Origin of the sequence: Stutzerimonas stutzeri (assembly GCF_018138085.1) — a bacterium.
Classification (GTDB): domain Bacteria; phylum Pseudomonadota; class Gammaproteobacteria; order Pseudomonadales; family Pseudomonadaceae; genus Stutzerimonas; species Stutzerimonas stutzeri_AI.
Genome location: NZ_CP073105.1, coordinates 1,993,411 through 2,015,707, shown reverse-complemented (window position 1 = coordinate 2,015,707; position 22,297 = coordinate 1,993,411). Strand labels below are relative to the sequence as shown.

The following is a 22,297-nucleotide window of genomic DNA, read 5'->3' as shown; positions in this document are numbered from 1 at the left end:
TTCGGCCCGAGGTCGGGCCTCCCACAAAAAAGCAGTGCACGCCGCTCCCATTGTGGGAGCCGCGACCCGCGGCGAACGGCGCCAGCTCGGTGCCTGAAAAAGCTTCGGCCCGAGGTCGGACCTCCCACAAAAAAAAACAGCGGTGCACGCCTCCCCAATTGTGGGAGGCGCGACCCGCGGCGAATGGCGCCAGCTCGGTGCGGGAAGAGCTTCGGCCCGAGGTCGGGCCTCCCACAAAAAGCAGTGCACGCCGCCCCACATTGGGAGCCAGGGCATTGGCATGTCGCTTGCTTCGCAAGACTCATGATTTATTCGCACCGAGTCGCTTCCCCGCGATGTGTGCCTGTCGAAGGTCCTGCCCGTATGCCTCTTTCCAACACACCCGTAATGCCTGATCCGCTGGCCTGGGTTGCCGGCAGCGACGCGCCGGAAAAGCGCGTCGTCGAGCTTGGCTTCATGGCGCTGACCGATGCGGCCTCGCTGATCGTCGCGGCCACCCAGGGCTTCGCCCAGCCGTATGGGCTTACGCTCAACCTCCGGCGGCAGTGTTCGTGGTCCAGCGTGCGCGACAAATTGGTGGGTGGCGAGCTGGATGCCGCCCACGGCCTTTACGGTCTGATCTATGCCGTACACCTGGGTATCAGTGGCGGCCCGCGCAGGGACATGGCCGTGCTCATGGGGCTGGCGCAGAACGGCCAAAGCATCAGCCTGTCCAGCGAGCTGAAAGCCGCTGGCGTGATCGACCCTGACGCCCTGCGCCGCAGCGTGCGCCACAGTGGTGCGAAGCTCACCCTGGCACAGACCTTCCCGACCGGAACTCATGCCCTCTGGCTCTACTACTGGCTCGCCGCTCACGGCATTCATCCACTCGATGACGTGCGCACCCTGGTGGTGCCGCCGTCGCGGATGGTCGCCCATCTGCGCGCGCGCCGCATCGACGGGTTCTGTGCCGGCGAGCCCTGGGGCGCATTGGCCGTCGACGAAAACCTGGGCTACACCGTCGCGACCAGCCAATCGATCTGGGCCGACCATCCGGAGAAGGTCCTTGCCTGTACCCGCGAGTTCGTCGACCAGTACCCCAACACGGCTCGCGCGTTGGTCATGGCCGTTCTGGAAGCCAGTCGCTTCATCGACGCGAGTCCGGAAAACCGGCGCAGCACGGCACGACTGATCGCCGGCAGCGACTATCTCGATGCGCCCGTGGCCGCCATCGAGCCGCGCTTTCTTGGCCAGTATCAAGACGGGCTCGGGCACGCCTGGATGGACGAGCACCCGCTGCGTTTCTTCGGCAACGGCGACGTGAGCATGCCCTACCATTCCGACGGTCTCTGGTTCATGACCCAACTGCGGCGCTGGGGCCTTTTGCGTGAAGACCCTGACTACCTGGCCGTGGCGCAGCGTATCCAGCAGACCGGCCTCTACCGCGATGCGGCGACAGCGCTGCAGATTGCGGTACCCGACTCGCCGATGCGCAGCGCCACGCTGATGGACGGCAGCCACTGGAATGGCAGCGACCCCGCCGGCTATGCACGCAGCTTCGCCCTGCATGCGATAGCGGACACGGCGCCGCCGCTCATCAGCAAGCCTTGAAGAGGGAGACAGCCATGCTTCGCGTCCTCCTGATCGACGACACTCCACGCAAGGTCGGCCGCCTGCGCACCGCCCTGATAGAAGCCGGCTTCGAGGTGATCGAGGAATCCGGCCTGACCATCGATCTGCCCGAGCGGGTCGAGGCCATACGCCCCGACGTGGTGCTGATCGACACCGACTCCCCCGGCCGAGATGTGATGGAACAGGTGGTGATGGTCACCCGCGACCAGCCGCGGCCCATCGTCATGTTCACCGATGACAGCAATCCCGACGCCATGCGCCAGGCGATCCGCGCCGGTGTCAGCGCCTATATCGTCGAGGGCATTCAGGCCCAGCGCCTGAAACCCATCCTCGACGTCGCCATGGCCCGCTTCGAAAGCGACCAGGCGATCCGTGCGCAACTGCATGCGCGCGACCAGCAACTAGTCGAACGCAAGCGCATAGAACTGGCCAAGGGCATGCTGATGAAGATGCGCAGCTGCAACGAAGAAGAGGCCTACACGCTGATGCGCCGCCAGGCCATGAGCCGCCAGCAGAAGCTGATCCAGGTCGCCGAGCAGATCATCGCGATGAACGATCTGCTGGGGCAATGACATCGCGTCCAGCCAGCGCCATCCCCGACGGCGATCGGCGTCATGACTCTGCGTTTCGCGCCAGTCGCTGGTCGCAGCGTGCCGAAGGCCACGCGCGTTGATCCCGTCGCTCGTCCTGCCACAGCTTCACGTGAACGCCGAGGGTGCGGCCAGGGACATCAATCCGTTGAATCATGCTTGGGCCAGCTGGGCGGACGCGTAGAATCGGCGCCCGCGTCGCGCCGGCCCATGGTCAACGCCTCGCACCACGCCTTCAGCACTACGAGAGCACCATGGCCCGCCTGACCCTGCAGTTCCCCGAAGACCAGTTCTGCTTTTCCACCCAATTGACCGTCCGCATCACCGACATCAACGCCGGCAACCACCTGGCCAACGACTCGATGATCTCGATGATTTCCGAAGCCCGCGCTCGCTTCCTGTTCGCCTACGGCATCGCCGAGACCAGCAAGGACGGCAGCGGCATCATCGTCACCGACCTGGCCACCACCTACAAAGCCGAGGCCCATGCACGGGACGCCTTGTTGTTCGAAGTCGGCGTGATGGATTTCAACCCGTACGGCGGCGACATCACCTTCCGCATTACCCGCCCCGCCGACGACACGCTGATCGCCATGGCCAAGTCGGGCTTCGTTTTTTACAACTATCTGGACACGCAGGTGGTGCCCATGCCAGCCGAGTTCGAGGCGAAATTTCCAAAGGTCAATCGCATCGCCTGATGCGCCCCACTTCGAAGCACGACGCACCATGGGCGCGCGCTTCTCTCCGATCCAAAGCCCACTGACGGCTCTGCATACGGCTGAAACCGGCAGCTTCGTCTCTTGGCACAGCTCCTGCTTATCCCGAGACAGGTAGCCAAAGGCGGTTACTCACAGACATGACAAAGGCGTCGCGTTGCCCCGTTGAGACTGACGGCGGTTTCGCGGCGCTTTTTTTTGCCCTAAGGACCGGGGCGCGAGCGGCAACGATCAGCCGCTCACAACAGCTTCACGCGGCGCCACAGCGAATCGGGTGGCGGCCATCGCATTCTCCGTCGCCCGCTCCGGCGCGTCGGTTGCCCTTGTCTAGTGAGGTGTTCGATGAATACGAGTTTCTGGAAATCCGGCCATACACCGACATTGTTCTCCGCCTTTCTCTACTTCGATCTGAGTTTCATGGTCTGGTATGTGCTCGGTCCGCTGGGCGTGCAGATCGCTGCCGATCTCGGTCTGACCACCCAACAACGTGCCTTCATGGTCGCCACGCCAATCCTCTCAGGCGCCGTTTTGCGCCTCGTGCTGGGCATGCTGGCCGACCGCACCTCGCCGAAGACGGCCGGACTGTTCGGGCAAGTGGTGGTGATCGTCGCGTTGTTCATCGCCTGGCTGTACGGCGTGCACAGCTATGAGCAGGCGTTGCTGCTGGGGCTGTTCCTGGGCATGGCAGGCGCCTCCTTTGCCGTCGCGTTGCCGCTGGCCTCGCAGTGGTATCCGCCGCAGCATCAGGGCAAGGCCATGGGTATCGCCGGTGCAGGCAACTCCGGTACCGTGTTCGCGGCACTGTTCGCTCCGATGCTGGCGACCATGTTTGGCTGGAGCAACGTGTTCGGTCTGGCGCTGATTCCGCTGGTGCTGGTGCTGATCATCTTCGCCACTCAGGCCAAGAACGCACCGAACCGTCCGGCACCGAAATCCTTCGCCGACTATATGAAAGCCCTCGGGGACCGAGACAGCTGGTGGTTCATGTTCTTCTACAGCGTGACCTTCGGCGGCTTCCTTGGCCTGGCCAGCACCCTGCCCGGCTATTTCCACGACCAGTACGCTTTCGATCCGGTCAAGGCCGGCTATTACACCGCCGCCTGCGTGTTCGCCGGCAGCATGCTGCGTCCGCTGGGCGGTGCACTGGCCGACCGCATCGGCGGCATCCGCTCGCTGCTGGTGATGTATACGGTTGCGGCTGCCTGTCTGTTCGTGGTGGGCTTCAACTTGCCCAGCTCGACGGCTGCGCTGGCCCTGTTCGTGGTCGCGATGCTCAGCCTCGGCGCCGGTAACGGTGCGGTGTTTCAGCTGGTGCCGCAGCGCTTCAACAAGGAAATCGGCGTGATGACCGGGCTGGTCGGCATGGCGGGCGGTATCGGCGGCTTCCTGCTCACCGCGGGGCTTGGCGCCGTCAAGCAGGCCACCGGCGACTATCAGATGGGCCTCTGGCTGTTCGCCAGTCTGGGTGCGCTGGCCTGGTTTGGCCTCTATGGGGTCAAGCGCCGTTGGAGGACCACCTGGGGTTCCGCGGCGATGACTGCCGCGCGCGTTTGATTACAACGTCGCAACCACCAGAAGGCAGGCGACGGAGCCTGCCTTTATCCTTCGTTCAACCCTCTCGCGCGTCCTCCGGAGTGATGCCTTCATGCCCTTGCAGTTTTCGTTCGGCGAAGCCACTGCCACCGGCCCTCGCGAAGAGAACCAGGACGCGCTGCGCATCGTCACGCCGACACCGGGTCTCGCCGCGAGTAAGGGGGCGCTGTTCGCCATCGCCGATGGTGTCAGTCAATGTGCCGATGGCGGCCTGGCGGCACGGGCCACCTTGCAGGCGCTGGCGACCGATTACTACGCCACGCCGGAAACCTGGACCGTCGCGCAATCACTGGATCGGCTGCTGGTGGCGCACAATCGTTGGCTGCAAGCCAACGGTGGAGGGCAGCCGCTGCTGACCACATTGACGGCGCTGGTGCTGCGCGGTCGGCGCTTCACCCTCGCCCATGTCGGCGATTGCCGCGCCTACCGCTGGCTCGACGGTGAGCTGCAACGGCTAAGCGAAGACCACGTCTGGGAACATCCGAACATGCAGCACGTGCTCAAGCGTGCCATGGGTCTGGACCAGCACCTGGTAGTGGATTACCTCGACGGCGAACTGCGTCTCGGCGAAACCTTCATGCTGCTCACCGACGGCATCTGGGCCAGCATTACCGAGGGCGATATACAGAACATCCTTGGTGCCGAGCCCGACCTGTCCAACGCAGCCAAAGCACTGGTCAACCTCGCTCATCAGAGCGGCAGCCAGGACAATGCCAGCGCATTGCTGCTACGGGTCGATGAGCTGCCAGAAGCAGCGCTGGCCGACTCGCTCGCGCAACTGGCGGACTGGCCGTTGCCGCCCAGGCTGCGGCCGGCTCAGGTATTCGAAGGCTGGACGGTCGAGACGTTGCTGGTCGAGTCGCGGCAATCGCTCGTTTACCGGGTCAGCGATCAGCACGGTCAACCCTGGATATTGAAGACGCTGCCGCCCAGCCGCGATGACGAACCGGACGCCGGCCCTGCGCTGCTGCAGGAAGAATGGTTTCTGCGCCGCGTTGCCGGTCGACACTTTCCAGAAACCCACGGCCTGCCCCAGCGTCAGCATCTGTATTACGTGCAGCGCGAATACAGCGGCCAGACCCTCGCCCAGCAGTTCGGCCAACAGGGCCCGATGGCGCTGGCCGACTGGTTGCAGCTGGCGTCGCGCCTAATCCACGCGCTGGGCATGCTGCACAGGCGCAACATCCTGCATCGCGACATCAAGCCGGAAAACCTTCATCTGGACGACGATGGCGAGCTGCGCCTGCTGGACTTCGGCCTGGCCTATTGCCCAGGCCTGTCCCAGGACCTGCCGCACAACCTGCCCGGTACGCCGAGCTATATCGCTCCGGAGGCTTTCGCCGGAGCGTCTCCGAGCCGGGAACAGGACCTCTACGCGGCTGGCGTCACGCTCTCCTACCTACTGACCGGCCATTACCCGTACGGCGAAATCGAAGCCTTCCAGCGCCCCCGCTTCGGCACTCCGGTGCCGGCCAGCCGCTACCGCCCCGACCTGTCCCCGTGGCTGGATGACATGCTCAAGCGCGCCGTTGCAGTGGAGCCCGCGCAGCGCTTCGAAACGGCGGAAGAATGGCTGCTGACCCTGGAACAGGGCGAGCGCCTGACCGGCAACGCGCCTGCGCTGCCGTTGCTCGAACGAGAGCCCTTGAAGGTCTGGCGCGGCCTCGCCCTGCTCTCGCTGCTGCTCAACGTGATTTTGCTGGTCTGGCTGGGCAAAGGCAGTTAGCAGGCAGGCCGTTTGGCTGGCCGATCAGCGTCGAACGATCAAGCCTTGGCGCGCAACCCGCGTCAGCTCGCGCACGCATTCATCGAGGCGCTCACGGCTGGGTGCCTGGATCACCGCCAGATCGAAACTGTCCGCGGCGAAATGCGCCAGCGACTCATCGGCACCGGTGAACTGCACGAGAAACGCACGAGGCTTGCCCCAGCGCTTGGGCCAGCCGTCGAGATAACGCAGCAGCGAGGGTTGGTGGCTGCCGCCAAGGAGGATTTTCGGATTGCTGCGGACCAGCCCACTGGTGATCGGGGCCAGACGTAGAGGAGCGCGTTGCAGTGCATTCATCGGGGATTTCCCGCCTCGAGGATTCCGCTGGGCAGCGGTGGGAGGCGACACCGAACCAGCGCTTTAGCGGTATTTCGAAGCCTTCGGCTCCAGGCGCCCCGCAAGTAGCTGACTAAATCGGCGCATGGGCGAAACAATAAAAAGCGACACGGCCGCTGTCAACGGCCAATTACCGCTGCCGGCGGCGCACGACTGCACCAGCGCTGCGCGGTGCGCATCATATGGGTGCAGGAACCGGCCAGATCGGTCGCTGGCACCCCCGCCTAACTACCTGAAAACCAAGGGTATGCAGAATTGGCACAGCCTCTGCATTGCCAGGTTCAACATCAAGCCGGGCCTTCAACGTAGAGGGCCGGGCTCCGAATACGGAAGACAAGGACAAAGGCGTCCTCACTGGGTAACCAGTGGGACGCCTTTTTTCGTTGTTGGATTTTCAACGGCATGGCCAGGCAGCAATCAGCCGTCGGCCCGGCGCGGAGAACGGCATGAAAAAACTCAAACTGGTGATGATCGGCAACGGCATGGCCGGGGTTCGCACCCTGGAAGAACTGCTCAAGCTCGCCCCCGACCTCTACGACATCACCGTGTTCGGTGCCGAGCCCCATCCCAACTACAACCGCATCCTGCTTTCGCCGGTCCTCGCGGGTGAGCAGACCTTCGAGGAGATCGTACTCAACGACCTCGACTGGTACGCCGAGCACAACATCCGGCTGATGCTCAACCGCAAGGTGGTAGAGATCGATCGCGCCAAGCGCCGCGTCATCGCCGAGGACGGCAGCGAAGCCGAATACGACCGCCTGCTCATCGCGACCGGCTCCAACCCCTTCATCCTGCCGATTCCCGGCAACCAGCTCGACGGAGTAATCGGCTACCGCGATATCGCCGATACCCAGGCGATGATGGACGCAGCCAAGACCCACAAGCACGCCGTGGTCATCGGCGGCGGGTTGCTGGGTCTGGAAGCGGCCAACGGCTTGAAGCTACGCGGCATGGAGGTCACCGTGGTGCACATCGGCGAATGGCCGATGGAGCGCCAGCTCGACAAGACCGCAGGAACCTTGCTGCAGCAGGCGCTCGAAAGCCGTGGCCTGTGCTTCAAGATGCAAAAGCAGACCGCCGAGCTGATCGGCAACGCGCAGGGCCGTATCCGCGCCGTGCGCTTCGCCGATGGCGAGGTGATCGATGCCGATCTGGTGGTAATGGCCGCCGGCATCCGCCCGAACAGCGCGCTGGCCGAGAAAGCCGGCATTCCCTGCAACCGCGGAATCCTGGTCAACGACACCCTGCAAACCTACGATCCGCGCGTGTATGCCGTTGGCGAGTGCGCCAACCATCGTGGCACCGCCTACGGCTTGGTCGCCCCGCTGTTCGAACAGGCGAAAGTTTGCGCCAACCACTTGGCGATGCTCGGCTTTTCTCGCTATCTCGGCTCGGTCACCTCGACCAAGCTCAAGGTCACCGGCATCGACCTGTTTTCCGCCGGAGACTTCATTGGCGGCGAAGGCACGGAAACGATCACCCTTTCCGACCCCATCGGCGGCGTCTACAAGAAGCTGGTGATCAAGGACGACATCCTCGTCGGTGCCTGCCTCTACGGCGACACGGCCGATGGCGGCTGGTATTTCCGTCAGGTTCGTGAAAACCACAACGTGGCGCAGATCCGCGACCACCTGATGTTTGGCGAAGGCGCCATCGGCGACACCGGCCACCAGGGTCAGAACAAGGCCATGGCCATGCCCGATAGCATGGAAGTCTGCGGCTGCAACGGCGTATGCAAGGGCACCATCGTCAAGGCGATCCAGGAACACGGCCTGTTTTCCGTCGACGACGTGAAGAAGCACACCAAGGCCGCCAGCTCCTGCGGGTCCTGCGCAGGCTTGGTCGAGCAGATCCTGATGAACACCGTCGGTGGTGCGGCGGACGTCAAGCCGAAAAGCGAGAAGGCCATTTGCGGCTGCAGCGAACTCAACCACGGCCAGGTGCGCAAGGCCATTCGTGACCATCACCTGCTGACCGTTCCGGACGCCATGGCCTTCATGGACTGGCACACGCCCAACGGCTGCGCGACCTGCCGGCCCGCGCTGAACTATTACCTGATTTCCACCTGGCCCGGCGAAGCCAAGGACGACCCGCAGTCGCGCTTCATCAACGAGCGCGCCCACGCCAACATCCAGAAGGACGGCACCTACTCGGTGGTGCCGCGCATGTTCGGCGGCGTGACCAATGCCGCCGAGCTGCGCCGCATCGCCGATGTCGCCGACAAATACCAGGTGCCGATGGTCAAGGTCACCGGCGGCCAGCGCATCGACCTGCTGGGGATCAGGAAAGACGATCTGCCGAACGTCTGGAAGGATCTGGACATGCCCGACGGCCACGCCTATGGCAAATCCATCCGCACCGTGAAGACCTGCGTCGGGCAGGAGTTCTGCCGCTTCGGCACGCAGAATTCGACGCAACTGGGCATCGAGCTGGAAAAGGCCCTGTTCGGCATGTACTCGCCGCACAAGGTCAAGCTCGCCGTCTCCGCCTGCCCGCGCAACTGCGCCGAATCCGGCATCAAGGACGTCGGCATCATCGGCGTGGATTCCGGCTGGGAGCTGTACATCGGCGGCAACGGCGGCATCAAGACCGAGGCCGGCGAGTTCTTCGTCAAGGTCAGGACGGCCGGGGAAGTCGCCGAGTACAGCTTCGCCTTCCTCCAGCTGTACCGCGAAGAGGCCTTCTACCTGGAGCGCACCGTGCATTACATGCAGCGCGTGGGGCTGGACTACATCAAGAAGTCCGTTCTGGAAGATGAAGCCCGGCGCAAGGCCCTGAGTCAGCGCCTGATGTATTCGCTGAGCTTCGAGGGCGACGGCTGGAAGAAGGCCATCGCGGAACAGTCGCTGAAAAAGGAATACGAAACGATCCAGCTCAAATCGATCGAGCCCGCCTGAAATCCAGGCTCGACCGACACCGCCCGCCATTCGAGGAAATCACCATGACCTTGTTCGACATCTGCTCCCTGGACGAGATCAACCCGCTCGGCGCACGCATCGTCGCCGGCCCCAAGGGCGACATCGCGGTGTTCCGCACCGCGGATGATCAAGTCTTCGCATTGGACGACCGCTGCCCGCACAAGGGCGGTCCGCTGTCGCAAGGCATCGTCTTCGGCAAGCAGGTCGCCTGCCCGCTGCATAACTGGCAAATCAACCTGGACAGCGGCGAAGCCGTGGCGCCCGACGTGGGCTGTGCGCATCGCCACGAAGCCCGCGTCGAGAACGGCCGCGTGCTGCTCTCGCTGAATAGCGCAACCGAGTGCGCCTGACTGCGGCGCCAGCGAGCCCATCCATGAACGAATTGCCAGGAGACGACGCCATGCGCCAGACAACCGCCTCGACCTGCTGCTACTGCGGCGTGGGCTGCGGTGTACTGATCGAGCACGACGGCGAGCGCATCCTCGATGTCGCCGGCGACCCGAACCACCCGGCCAACTTCGGCAAGCTGTGCAGCAAGGGCTCGACCCTGCACCTGACCGGCGACCTCGACGCCCGTGCGCTCTACCCCGAACTGCGCCTGGGCAAGGGCCTGGCCCGTGCCCGCACCGACTGGGACAGCGCCCTGGATCACGCCGCCAAGGTGTTTGCCGAAACCATTGCCGAACACGGCCCCGACAGCGTCGCGTTCTATATCTCCGGCCAGCTGCTGACCGAGGACTATTACGCCTTCAACAAGCTCGCCCGCGCGCTGGTCGGCACCCACAACATCGACTCGAATTCCCGCCTGTGCATGTCTTCTGCGGTGGTCGGCTACAAGCGCAGCCTCGGCGCCGACGCGCCACCCTGCAGCTACGAGGACATCGAGCAGAGCGACTGCGTGCTGATCGTCGGCAGCAACATGGCCTATGCCCACCCGGTATTGTTTCGCCGCCTGGAAGACGCCAAAGCGAAGCGGCCGGAGATGAAGGTCATCGTCGTCGATCCGCGCCGCACCGACACCTGCGAACTGGCCGACCTGCACCTCGGCATCCTGCCGGGAACGGATGTCGCCTTGTTCCACGGCATTCTGCATCTGCTGCTGTGGGAAGGCTGGATCGACCGGGACTTCATCGATGCCCACGCCGACGGCTTCGATGACTTGAAGCACCTCGCGCGCGACTACAACCCGTCGATGGTCGCCGACCTGTGCGGCATCAGCGTGAACGAACTGCAAAGCTGTGCACGGATGATCGGCAACGCGCCGAGCTTTCTGTCGCTCTGGTGCATGGGCGTGAACCAGTCGAGTTCGGGCAGCACCAAGAACAGCGCGCTGATCAACCTGCATCTGGCCACCGGACAGATTGGCCGCACCGGCGCCGGGCCCTTCTCGCTGACCGGCCAACCCAACGCCATGGGCGGCCGCGAAACCGGCAGCCTGTCCAACCTGCTGCCCGGTCATCGCGAAGCCGGCAACCCCGCGCATCGTGCCGAAGTCGCGGCGTATTGGGGTGTCGACAGGCTGCCCGAAACCACCGGACTTTCCGCCATCGAACTGTTCGACGCCGTGCACAGCGGGCGGATCAAGGCGCTGTGGATCGCCTGCACCAACCCCGCTCAATCCATGCCGGATCAGCGGAAGATTCACGAAGCCTTGGCCGCTTGCCCCTTCGTCGTGGTTCAGGAAGCCTTCTTCACCACCGAGACCTGTCGCTACGCGGACCTGCTGCTGCCCGCCGCCAGTTGGGGCGAGAAGGAAGGCACTGTGACCAACTCCGAGCGTCGCGTCAGCCACGTGCGCGCCGCCGTCCCGGCCCCTGGCGAGGCCCGCGCCGACTGGTCGATCACCTGCGACTTCGCTCGCCGTCTGGAAAAGCTGATGCGCCCCGGCCAGGCCAGCCTGTTCGCGTTCGATAGCGCCGCCGCGCTGTTCGAGGAATACAAGCTGCTCACCCAGGGCCGCGATCTGGATCTGTCCGGGCTCAGCCACGCGCTGATCGACCAGCTCGGCCCGCAGCAGTGGCCGTTCCCTGACGGCAGCGAGCGAGGCACGCCGCGGCTCTACGGCGATGGAGTGTTTCCAACCGAAAATGGCCGGGCACGCTTTCTCGCCGAGCATTACCAGGCGCCGCAGGAAAAGCGCGAGGCGCGCTTTCCGCTGATCCTCAACACGGGTCGTCTGCGCGACCACTGGCACGGCATGAGCCGCACCGGCACCGCCGCGCGGTTATTCGGTCATGTGGAAGAAGCGGTCCTCGGCATGAACGCCGACGACATGCGCCGCCGTCGTCTGCTCGACGGTCAGTTAGTCAGAATCAGAAGCCGTCGCGGCCATCTGGTGCTGCCGGTGCAGAAGGACGACAGCCTGCGGGTCGGCCAGGCGTTCGTGCCCATGCATTGGGGCGATCGTTTTCTCAGGGGGCTGGGCGTGAATGTCCTCAGCCTGCCCGCCTCCGATCCTCTGTCGAAACAACCCGAGCTCAAGCACGCCGGAATCGAAGTGGAAGCGGTCGAGCTGCCCTGGCAGTTCTTTGCCCTGGTCGAAGGCGCGGTGCAGCAGCGCTTCGAAGCCCTGCGCCCGCTGTTCGAAGGCTTCGCCTACGCAAGCTTCAGCCTGGCCGGGCGTGAGCGCCCGGCGCTGGTCATTAGAGCGGCTTGCACCGAGGCACCCAGCGCCGCGCAGCTGGCGCGATTCGATCAGTTGCTGGGGCTCGACGAAGGTCCCGTAGTGGCCTACGACGATCCGCGGCGCGCAGTCGGCAAGCGGGTCCGGATCGATGAAGGCCGCATCGTTGCCCTGAGCCTTTCCGGCGAGACGGCCGCGCGTCACTGGCTGAAAACCCTCTGGCACGACGGCAAGGCCGACGCAGCCCTGCGCCGCTGGATGCTCGCGCCGCTGAGCACCCCTCCAGGTGGCAGCGAATTCAAGACCGCCAAGACGCTGTGCAACTGCATGAACGTCAGTCAGGAGGCGATCTGCGCCGGCATCGACCAAGGGCTGGATCTGAATGGCTTGAAGAAAGAACTGGGCTGCGGCACCAGCTGCGGCTCCTGCGTACCGGAAATCAAGCGACTGCTGGTGAAGACGCCCGCAGTGGCTTGACGCAACAACACTTGAACAGGCGGTGCAGCACGCATCGCCTACACGATTACAGCAGCACGAGAGGTGGAAACATGAGCGCAAAAGTCTGGCTGGTTGGCGCAGGTCCTGGCGACCCGGAACTGCTGACGCTCAAGGCCGTGCGCGCCATGGACGAGGCGCAGGTGGTGCTGATCGACGATCTGGTCAATCCCGCCGTGCTCGAACATTGCCCGACCGCGCGGGTGATCCCGGTGGGCAAGCGCGGCGGCTGCCGCTCGACCCCGCAGGCCTTCATTCACCGACTGATGCTGCGCTACGCCCGTCAGGGGAAGTGCGTCGTACGCCTGAAAGGCGGCGATCCATGCATCTTCGGCCGCGGCGGCGAAGAAGCCGAATGGCTGGCCGAGCGCGGCATCGAAGTGGAAATGGTCAACGGCATCACCGCAGGGCTGGCGGGCGCCACCCAGTGCGGGATATCCCTGACCCAGCGCGGTATTGCCCGCGGCGTGACGCTGGTCACCGCGCATACGCTCGACGGCAGCAGCCCCGAGTGGCATGCGCTGGCGAAGAGCGGCACGACACTGGTCGTGTATATGGGTGTGAGCAGTTTGCAGCAGGTGCAGAACGGCCTGATCGAAGGCGGCTTGCCGGCGAGCACGCCGGTGGCCATGATCGAAAACGCGTCCCTGCCACAGCAGCGCGAACGCCGCTCCACCCTCGCCGCCCTGTGCGTCGACGCGGCACGCTTCCAACTCAAGAGCCCGGCGATCCTGGTCATCGGTGAAGTGGCAGCGACACAGGGGACTTATGGCGACGGTCGAGTGAAACAAGCCAATGGCAGCGCGGCCTGATGCCGGCCGAGGGATACGGCAGAGCAACCGATTCAGCCGACTGCAGGCTCGTGTTCATGCTTGATCTGCCGATCTAGAGCCTTATCAGGCCGCACCCACGCTTCAGGCCGAAAGGGACGAACCAACAAAAATATTTCAATAAGTTTCGTCAGAAACATGTACGTGCACTTTATATGGGCATAGTATGTGCACCCATCACAAGGTTGCGACGCTTGGCCGCAGCTGCAATAAAGCCGTTTCTCCAGGGAGTCCGGCATGCCTGATGTCACTCTGTCCCACAACTGGGGCTTCGCTGTATTTCTTCTCGGCGTCATCGCGCTGTGCGCGTTCATGCTCGGCGCTTCCAGCCTGCTCGGCAGCAAGGCCTGGGGTCGCGCCAAGAACGAACCTTTCGAGTCCGGCATATTGCCCACGGGCAGTGCGCGACTGCGTTTTTCCGCAAAATTCTATCTGGTCGCGATGCTCTTCGTGATCTTCGACGTTGAAGCCCTATATCTCTTTGCCTGGGCTGTCTCGGTGCGCGAAAGCGGCTGGGCGGGCCTCATTGAAGCTACCGTATTCATAGCAATTCTGTTGGCGGGTCTTGTTTATCTGTGGCGGGTGGGTGCGCTCGATTGGGCGCCATCCAGCCGTCGCGAGCGACAGGCGAAGCTAAAACAATGAGGCTCTTGGCATGCAATACAAACTTACCCGGATCGATCCGGATGCGGTCGTTGATCGCTATCCGGTCGGCCAACAGGAGACTGTTGCCGATCCATTAGAAGACCAGGTTCATCGCAACATCTACATGGGCAAGCTGGAAGACGTGCTGAGTGGCGCGGTCAACTGGGGGCGCAAGAACTCCCTCTGGCCGTACAACTTCGGCCTGTCGTGCTGCTATGTGGAGATGACCACGGCCTTCACCGCGCCTCATGACATCGCCCGCTTCGGTGCCGAAGTCATCCGCGCCTCGCCGCGCCAGGCCGACTTCATGGTCATTGCCGGTACCTGCTTCATCAAGATGGCACCCGTCATCCAGCGTCTCTACGAACAAATGCTCGAACCCAAGTGGGTCATCTCCATGGGTTCGTGCGCCAACTCCGGTGGTATGTACGACATCTACTCGGTCGTTCAGGGGGTCGACAAGTTCCTCCCTGTCGACGTCTACATACCCGGCTGCCCGCCCCGCCCCGAGGCGTTCCTGCAAGGTTTGCAACTGTTGCAGGAATCCATCGGCAAGGAGCGTCGCCCGCTTTCCTGGGTCGTCGGCGATCAAGGCGTCTATCGCGCCGAGATGCCGTCGCAGAAGGAACAGCGACGCGAACAGCGTATCCAGGTCACCAACCTGCGCAGCCCCGACGACGTGTGAGCCTGGCTTTCCGCCAGGAAGGCCCCCGCACACCCAACCGTTGACCGAAAGCGACCGAGATCATGACTGCAGGCAATGCTCTGTACATCCCGCCCTACAAGGCTGACGACGGGGATATCGTCGTCGAACTGAACGCGCACTTCGGCGCCGAGACCTTCACCGTGCAGCCCAGCCTGACCGGCATGCCGGTGCTCTGGGTGCCGCGTGAAAAGCTCATCGAGGTGCTGGGGTTCCTGCGCCAGGTCAGCAAGCCCTACGTGATGCTCTACGACCTGAGCGCCACCGACGAGCGCCTGCGTACCCACCGCCGCGGCCTGCCGGCTGCCGATTTCAGCGTGTTCTACCAGCTGATGTCGCTGGAGCGGAACAGCGACGTGATGATCAAGGTGGCGCTCAGTGAAAGCGACCTCCGACTGCCCACCGCCTCGACCATCTGGCCCAATGCCAACTGGTACGAGCGTGAAATCTGGGACATGTTCGGCATCGACTTCGAGGGGCATCCGCTGCTCAAGCGCATGCTGATGCCACCGAACTGGGAAGGCCACCCGCTGCGCAAGGATTACCCCGCGCGGGCCACCGAATTCGACCCCTATATGCTCAACGCCGCCAAGCAGGAGCTCGAGCAGGAAGCCCTGCGCTTCAAGCCGGAAGACTGGGGCATGAAGCGCGGCAGCGAGCACGAGGACTATATGTTCCTCAACCTCGGCCCCAACCATCCCTCCGCGCACGGGGCGTTTCGGATCATCCTCCAGCTCGACGGCGAGGAGATTCTCGATTGCGTACCGGAGATCGGCTATCACCATCGCGGCGCCGAGAAGATGGGCGAGCGCCAGAGCTGGCACAGCTATATTCCCTATACCGATCGCGTCGACTACCTCGGCGGCGTGATGAACAACCTGCCCTACGTGCTCGCGGTGGAAAAGCTGGCCGGTATCAAGGTGCCGGACCGCGTCGATTTCATCCGGGTGATGATGGCCGAGTTCTTCCGCATCCAGAATCACCTGCTCTACCTGGGTACCTATATCCAGGACGTCGGCGCAATGACGCCGGTGTTCTTCACCTTCACCGACCGCCAGCGCGCCTACAAGGTGATCGAAGCCATCACCGGTTTCCGTATGCATCCGGCCTGGTATCGCATCGGCGGCGTCGCCCACGACCTGCCGCGCGGCTGGGACAAGCTGGTTCGAGAGTTCCTCGACTGGATGCCCAAGCGCCTGAAGGAATATGAAAAAGCCGCGCTGAAGAACAGCATCCTGATAGGCCGTACCAAGGGCGTGGCGGCTTACAACACCAAACAGGCGCTGGACTGGGGCGTGACCGGTGCCGGCCTGCGCGCCACCGGTCTCGATTTCGACTTGCGCAAGGCACGGCCCTACTCCGGCTACCAGCACTTCGACTTCGAGGTGCCGCTGGCCGCCAACGGTGACGCCTACGACCGGTGCATGGTCAAGATGGGTGAAATGCGCGAGAGCCTGAAAATCATCGAACAGTGCCTCAAGCACATGCCGGCAGGTCCCTACAAGGCCGATCACCCGCTGACCACGCCGCCGCCCAAAGAGCGCACGCTGGAGCACATCGAGACCCTGATCACCCACTTCCTGCAGGTGTCCTGGGGGCCGGTGATGCCCGCCAACGAAAGCCTGCAGATGATCGAGGCGACCAAGGGCATCAACAGTTACTACCTGACCAGCGATGGCGGAACCATGAGCTACCGGACGCGCATCCGCACGCCCAGCTTCCCGCATCTGCAGCAGATCCCGTCGGTGATCAACGGCAGCATGATCCCGGACCTGATCGCCTATCTGGGCAGCATCGATTTCGTTATGGCCGACGTGGACCGCTGATATGAGCACAGTAATCAAGACTGATCGTTTCGCCTTGAGCGAAGCCGAGCGCTCGGCCATCGAGCACGAAATGCATCATTACGAAGACCCTCGCGCAGCCTCCATCGAGGCGCTGAAGATCGTCCAGAAGGCCCGTGGCTGGGTACCGGACGGCGCCTGCGATGCCATCGGCGCGATCCTCGGGATTCCGGCCAGCGACGTCGAGGGCGTCGCTACCTTCTATAGCCAGATCTTCCGCGTACCGGTGGGCCGCCACATCATCCGGGTGTGCGACAGCATGACCTGCTACATCGGCGGTCACGAGAGCGTGCTGGACAGCATCAGGAATGAAATCGGCATCGCGCCGGGCCAGACCACCGCGGACAACCGCTTCACGTTGATCCCGGTCTGCTGCTTGGGCAACTGCGACAAGGCGCCGGCACTGATGATCGACGACGACACCTTCGGCGACGTGCAGCCCGGCGGTGTCGCAGCCCTGCTGGAGGCCTATCAATGAACGTCAAGCAACTGGCATCGTTCGGCCCGGCCAACCGCATCGAGCGTCGCGAAGAAACCCATCCGCTGACCTGGCGCCTGCGCGACGACGGGCAGCCGGTCTGGCTCGACGACTACCGGCAGAAGAACGGTTACGCGGCGCTGAGCAAGGCACTGGCCGAGATGGCCGGCGCCGACATCGTGCAGACCGTGAAGGATTCCGGCCTCAAGGGCCGCGGCGGCGCGGGCTTTCCCACCGGCGTGAAGTGGGGCCTGATGCCCGCCGACGAATCGCTGAACATCCGCTACCTGCTGTGTAATGCGGACGAGATGGAGCCCAACACCTGGAAGGACCGGCTGCTCATGGAGCAGCTGCCGCACCTGCTGATCGAAGGCATGATCATAAGCGCGCGCGCGCTCAAGGCCTATCGCGGCTACATCTTCCTGCGTGGCGAATACGTCGACGCGGCACGCAACCTCAATCGCGCCATCGACGAAGCGAAAGCCGCCGGCCTGCTGGGCAAGAACATCCTCGGCAGTGGTTTCGATTTCGAGCTGTTCGTGCACACCGGCGCCGGTCGCTACATCTGCGGCGAGGAAACCGCGCTGATCAACTCGCTGGAAGGCCGCCGCGCCAACCCGCGCGCCAAGCCGCCCTTCCCCGCCGCCGTCGGCGTCTGGGGCAAGCCGACCTGCGTCAACAATGTCGAAACCCTATGCAACGTGCCGGCAATCATCGGCAATGGCGTGGACTGGTACAAGTCGCTGGCCCGTCCCGGCAGTGAAGACATGGGCAGCAAGCTGATGGGCTTCTCCGGCAAGGTGAAGAACCCGGGCATCTGGGAACTGCCCTTCGGCATTACCGCCCGCGAGTTGTTCGAAGACTACGCCGGCGGCATGAAGGACGGTTACCAGCTCAAGTGCTGGCAGCCCGGCGGGGCCGGCACCGGCTTTCTGCTGCCCGAGCATCTGGAAGCACAGATGTACGCAGGCGGCGTCGCCAAATTCGGCACGCGCATGGGCACCGGTCTGGCACTGGCCGTGGACCACACCGTCAGCATGGTTTCGCTGCTGCGCAACATGGAAGAGTTCTTCGCCCGAGAATCCTGCGGCTGGTGTACTCCGTGCCGCGACGGCCTGCCCTGGAGCGTCAAGACCCTGCGTGCGCTGGAGCGCGGCCAGGGCACGGCCCAGGACCTAGACATCCTGTTGCGGCTGGTGGACTTCCTCGGCCCCGGCAAGACGTTCTGCGCCCATGCACCCGGCGCGGTGGAGCCCCTGGGCGCCGCAATCAAATATTTCCGCTCGGAGTTCGAGGCGGGCGTTGCCCAGGTGAGCGCCACACCGCCACAGCAGCCTGAAGCCTGAAGCCTGAAGCCTGAAGCCTGAAGCCTGAAGCCTGAAGCCTGAAGCGAAAAGATTTCCTATTAGCCAGACCCGCGCAAGCGGATGAGAAGACCTAGAAATGGCCACTATCCACGTAGACGGCAAAGACTACGAAGTCGATGGGGCGGACAACCTGTTGCAGGCCTGTCTGTCGCTCGGCCTCGATGTCCCCTATTTCTGCTGGCACCCGGCGCTGGGCAGCGTCGGTGCCTGCCGCCAGTGCGCGGTCAAGCAGTACTCCGATGAAAACGACACCCGCGGTCGCCTGGTCATGTCCTGCATGACGCCAGCGACCGACAACAGCTGGATCTCCATCGAAGACGAGGAAGCCAAGGCGTTCCGCGCCAGCGTCGTCGAATGGTTGATGATCAACCACCCGCACGACTGCCCGGTGTGCGAAGAAGGCGGTCACTGCCACCTTCAGGACATGACGGTGATGACCGGCCACAACCAGCGCCGTTATCGCTTCTCCAAGCGCACCCACCAGAACCAGGAGCTCGGCCCGTTCATCGCCCACGAGATGAACCGCTGCATCGCCTGCTACCGCTGCACCCGCTATTACAAGGACTACGCTGGCGGCACCGACCTCGGTGTCTACGGCGCCCACGACAACCTCTATTTCGGTCGCGTCGAAGACGGCGTGCTGGAAAGCGAGTTCTCCGGCAATCTCACCGAGGTCTGCCCCACCGGCGTGTTCACCGACAAGACCCACTCCGAACGCTACAACCGCAAGTGGGACATGCAGTTCGCGCCGAGCATCTGCCATGGCTGTTCGTCCGGCTGCAACATCAGCCCCGGCGAACGCTACGGCGAGCTGCGCCGCATCGAGAACCGCTTCAATGGCGAGGTGAACCACTACTTCCTATGCGACCGCGGTCGTTTCGGCTACGGCTACGTCAACCGCGCGGACCGGCCCCGCCAGCCGCTCCTCGGCACGGATAAACTCGGTGTCGACGCCGCCCTCGACGCGGCTGCCGGCCTGCTGGACGGCAAGCGGGTGATCGGCATCGGCTCGCCACGCGCCAGCCTGGAAAGCAACCATGCGCTGCGTGAGCTGGTCGGTGCGCAGGACTTCTACAGCGGCGTCGCCGCCACGGAACTTGAAAATATCCGGCTGATCCGCCAGCTGATGCAACACGGCCCGCTACCGGTGCCATCGATGCGCGATATCGAAAGCCACGACGCGGTGTTCATTCTCGGTGAAGACCTCACCCAGACAGCCGCGCGCATAGCGCTGGCCGTGCGCCAGGCCGCCAAGGGCAAGGCCACCGAGATCGCCGCCTCGATGAAGATTCAGGATTGGCACATCGCCGCGGTGCAGAACGTCGCACAAGGCGCCCTGCATCCCGTGTTCATCGCCAGCGTCGCCGAGACCCGCCTCGATGACATCGCCGAGCAGAGCGTGCACGCCGCGCCGGCGGATCTTGCCCGCCTCGGTTTCGCCGTAGCGCATGCCATCGATCCGAGCGCACCGGCTGTCGAGGGTCTGGAAGCCGAGGGCCAAGAACTGGCACAACGGATCGCCGACGCCCTGCTCGCCGCCAAGCGCCCGTTGCTGATCAGCGGCGCCTCGCTGGGCGAGAAGAGCCTGATCGAAGCGGCAGGCAACATCGCCCAGGCGCTGAAGAACCGTGAGAAGAACGCCTCGATCAGCCTTGTCGTGCCGGAAGCCAACAGCCTCGGCGTCGCGCTGCTCGGTGGCGAGTCCGTGGAAGCTGCGCTGGACGCCCTGATTGCAGGCAGTGCCGACGCGGTGATCGTGCTCGAGAACGATCTGTATCGCCGTGCCAGCCAGGCCAAGGTCGATGCGGCCCTCGCCGCCGCCAGCGCCGTCATCGTCGCCGATCATCAGCAGACGGCGACCACGGCCAAGGCTCACCTCGTGCTGTCGGCCGCCAGCTTTGCCGAGGCCGACGGCACGCTGGTTAGCCAGGAGGGCCGCGCGCAGCGCTTCTTCCAGGTTTTCGAACCCAGCTACTACGACAGCAAGGTGCTGGTGCGTGAAGGCTGGCGCTGGATGCACGCGCTGCACTGCACGCTGCAGGGCAAGGCGGTGGACTGGACCACGCTGGATCAGGTCACCGCGGACTGCGCGGCAACCAACCCGCAGCTGGCGGGCATCCTCCATGCGGCGCCGCTCGCCTCGTTCCGCATCAAGGGCCTGAAAATGGCGCGCGAACCACTGCGCTACAGCGGACGCACCGCCATGCGCGCCAACATCAGCGTGCACGAACCGCGTCAGCCGCAGGACCCGGATTCGCCGTTCGCCTTTTCCATGGAAGGCTATTCGGGCAGCGCCGAAGACCGTCAGCAAATCCCGTTCGCCTGGTCGCCGGGCTGGAACTCGCCGCAGGCCTGGAACAAGTTCCAGGATGAAGTGGGGGGTCACCTGCGCGCCGGCGATCCGGGCGTTCGTTTGCTGGACGGTGTACGTCAGGACCTGGGCTGGAAAACCGCGCCGCGTGCTTTCACGCCCGCGCTCGGCACCTGGCAGGTAGTGCCACTGCATCACCTGTTCGGCAGCGACGAAACCTCGGCTCTCGCTGCCCCGATCCAGAGCCGCATCCCGCAACCTTACGTCGCCCTGGCCGAAGCCGAAGCCAGCCGCGCTGGCGTGGCCGAAGGCGAGCTGCTGAGTCTGCGTGTCGCCGATCGGCCGCTGCGGCTGCCGGTCCGCATCGATGCATCCCTGGCCCTCGGTCTCGTAGGCCTGCCGGTCGGTCTGGCCGGCGTCCCCGTGTTCAACGCCGGCGATCTGGCCACTGAGCTGGAGGGCGCCCGATGAGCTGGCTGACTCCCGAAGTAATCGACGTGATCGTCGCCGTCGTCAAGGCGCTGGTGATCATGCTCGCGGTGGTGGTCTGCGGTGCGCTGCTCAGCTTCGTCGAACGGCGCCTGCTGGGTTGGTGGCAGGACCGCTACGGTCCCAACCGGGTCGGGCCATTCGGCATGTTCCAGCTCGCCGCCGACATGTTGAAGATGTTCTTCAAGGAAGACTGGAACCCGCCGTTCTCCGATCGCCTGATCTTCACCCTGGCACCGGTGGTGGCGATGAGTTCGCTGCTGATCGCCTTCGCCATCGTGCCGATAACACCGACCTGGGGCGTGGCGGACCTGAACATTGGACTGCTGTTCTTCTTCGCCATGGCAGGTCTCACCGTCTACGCGGTGCTCTTCGCCGGCTGGTCGAGCAACAACAAGTTCGCCCTGCTCGGCGCCCTGCGCGCGTCGGCGCAGACCGTGTCATACGAGGTGTTCCTGGGCCTGTCGCTGATGGGCATCGTCGCCCAGGTCGGCTCGTTCAACATGCGTGACATCGTCGAATACCAGCAACAGCACCTATGGTTCATCATTCCGCAGTTCCTCGGCTTCTGTACGTTCTTCATCGCCGGCGTCGCGGTCACCCACCGCCACCCGTTCGACCAGCCGGAAGCCGAGCAGGAACTGGCCGACGGTTACCACGTCGAGTATGCGGGAATGAAGTGGGGCATGTTCTTCGTCGGCGAGTACATCGGCATCGTGACCATTTCGGCGCTGCTGACCACGCTGTTCTTCGGCGGCTGGCACGGCCCGTTCCTCGACGCCCTGCCCTGGCTGTCATTCTTCTGGTTCGCCATCAAAACCGGGTTTTTCATCATGCTGTTCGTGCTGCTGCGCGCCTCGCTGCCGCGCCCGCGCTACGACCAGGTGATGGCCTTCGGCTGGAAATTCTGCCTGCCGCTGACCCTGATCAACCTGCTGGTGACCGGCGCATTCGTGCTGGCCGCGGCCCAGTAAGGAGCAAAC

At 64.0% G+C, this 22,297-nt stretch carries 17 protein-coding genes; 16 read left to right on the top strand and 1 reads right to left on the bottom strand.

What is annotated here, in order from left to right:
- The first annotated feature begins 363 nt into the window (after nt 1–363).
- From KCX70_RS09375 to KCX70_RS09355, 5 genes are all read left to right on the top strand, one after another.
- A complete protein-coding gene (locus KCX70_RS09375; protein ID WP_212620006.1) occupies nt 364–1,590 on the top strand; it encodes a CmpA/NrtA family ABC transporter substrate-binding protein in 1,227 nt (408 codons plus the stop codon).
- Between the two features lie 14 nt (nt 1,591–1,604).
- Nucleotides 1,605–2,183, top strand: coding sequence for an ANTAR domain-containing response regulator (locus KCX70_RS09370; protein WP_021207457.1), 579 nt, complete (start codon nt 1,605–1,607; stop codon nt 2,181–2,183).
- A gap of 272 nt (nt 2,184–2,455) precedes the next feature.
- Nucleotides 2,456–2,899 carry a thioesterase family protein gene (locus KCX70_RS09365; RefSeq protein ID WP_212620005.1) on the top strand — a complete coding sequence of 148 codons (444 nt, stop codon included), beginning with the start codon at nt 2,456–2,458 and terminating at the stop codon, nt 2,897–2,899.
- 360 nt (nt 2,900–3,259) lie between these two features.
- Nucleotides 3,260–4,471: an MFS transporter gene (locus tag KCX70_RS09360; protein ID WP_212620004.1), complete on the top strand. Its 1,212-nt coding sequence runs from the start codon at nt 3,260–3,262 to the stop codon at nt 4,469–4,471.
- A gap of 91 nt (nt 4,472–4,562) precedes the next feature.
- Entirely contained in the window at nt 4,563–6,236 is a 1,674-nt protein-coding gene (locus KCX70_RS09355; protein WP_212620003.1) for a bifunctional protein-serine/threonine kinase/phosphatase, read from the top strand.
- Nucleotides 6,237–6,260: 24 nt separating this feature from the next.
- Here the strand turns inward: KCX70_RS09355 and KCX70_RS09350 are convergent, their stop codons facing one another.
- Nucleotides 6,261–6,572 (bottom strand): class I SAM-dependent methyltransferase, encoded by a 312-nt coding sequence (locus KCX70_RS09350; RefSeq protein ID WP_212620002.1) that lies wholly within the window; start codon nt 6,570–6,572, stop codon nt 6,261–6,263.
- 485 nt (nt 6,573–7,057) lie between these two features.
- Here KCX70_RS09350 and nirB point away from each other — a divergent pair, with 485 nt between their 5' ends.
- The 11 genes from nirB to nuoH all read left to right on the top strand — a co-directional run bounded on the left by nirB (nt 7,058) and on the right by nuoH (nt 22,288).
- Nucleotides 7,058–9,508, top strand: a complete 2,451-nt coding sequence (gene nirB, locus KCX70_RS09345) for a nitrite reductase large subunit NirB (RefSeq protein WP_212620001.1) — start codon at nt 7,058–7,060, stop codon at nt 9,506–9,508.
- Nucleotides 9,509–9,552: 44 nt separating this feature from the next.
- Nucleotides 9,553–9,879, top strand: a complete 327-nt coding sequence (gene nirD / locus KCX70_RS09340) for a nitrite reductase small subunit NirD (protein ID WP_212620000.1) — start codon at nt 9,553–9,555, stop codon at nt 9,877–9,879.
- Nucleotides 9,880–9,929: 50 nt separating this feature from the next.
- Nucleotides 9,930–12,629: a nitrate reductase gene (locus KCX70_RS09335; protein WP_212619999.1), complete on the top strand. Its 2,700-nt coding sequence runs from the start codon at nt 9,930–9,932 to the stop codon at nt 12,627–12,629.
- Nucleotides 12,630–12,700: 71 nt separating this feature from the next.
- Nucleotides 12,701–13,459: a uroporphyrinogen-III C-methyltransferase gene (gene cobA / locus KCX70_RS09330; RefSeq protein ID WP_212619998.1), complete on the top strand. Its 759-nt coding sequence runs from the start codon at nt 12,701–12,703 to the stop codon at nt 13,457–13,459.
- A 255-nt stretch (nt 13,460–13,714) separates the two neighbouring features.
- Nucleotides 13,715–14,122, top strand: a complete 408-nt coding sequence (locus tag KCX70_RS09325; protein ID WP_102850905.1) for an NADH-quinone oxidoreductase subunit A — start codon at nt 13,715–13,717, stop codon at nt 14,120–14,122.
- A 10-nt stretch (nt 14,123–14,132) separates the two neighbouring features.
- On the top strand, nt 14,133–14,807 hold the full coding sequence (locus tag KCX70_RS09320; RefSeq protein ID WP_021207473.1) for a NuoB/complex I 20 kDa subunit family protein: 675 nt from the start codon (nt 14,133–14,135) through the stop codon (nt 14,805–14,807).
- 62 nt (nt 14,808–14,869) lie between these two features.
- Nucleotides 14,870–16,651 carry an NADH-quinone oxidoreductase subunit C/D gene (gene nuoC, locus KCX70_RS09315; RefSeq protein ID WP_212619997.1) on the top strand — a complete coding sequence of 594 codons (1,782 nt, stop codon included), beginning with the start codon at nt 14,870–14,872 and terminating at the stop codon, nt 16,649–16,651.
- A gap of 1 nt (nt 16,652) precedes the next feature.
- Entirely contained in the window at nt 16,653–17,147 is a 495-nt protein-coding gene (gene nuoE, locus KCX70_RS09310; RefSeq protein ID WP_102846065.1) for an NADH-quinone oxidoreductase subunit NuoE, read from the top strand.
- Nucleotides 17,144–18,493 (top strand): NADH-quinone oxidoreductase subunit NuoF, encoded by a 1,350-nt coding sequence (gene nuoF / locus KCX70_RS09305; RefSeq protein WP_212619996.1) that lies wholly within the window; start codon nt 17,144–17,146, stop codon nt 18,491–18,493. The genes nuoE and nuoF overlap by 4 nt, the downstream gene beginning before the upstream one ends.
- Before the next feature lie 97 nt (nt 18,494–18,590).
- A complete protein-coding gene (nuoG, locus tag KCX70_RS09300; RefSeq protein WP_212619995.1) occupies nt 18,591–21,296 on the top strand; it encodes an NADH-quinone oxidoreductase subunit NuoG in 2,706 nt (901 codons plus the stop codon).
- Nucleotides 21,293–22,288 carry an NADH-quinone oxidoreductase subunit NuoH gene (gene nuoH, locus KCX70_RS09295; RefSeq protein ID WP_021207478.1) on the top strand — a complete coding sequence of 332 codons (996 nt, stop codon included), beginning with the start codon at nt 21,293–21,295 and terminating at the stop codon, nt 22,286–22,288. The genes nuoG and nuoH overlap by 4 nt, the downstream gene beginning before the upstream one ends.
- The last annotated feature ends 9 nt before the right edge of the window (nt 22,289–22,297 follow it).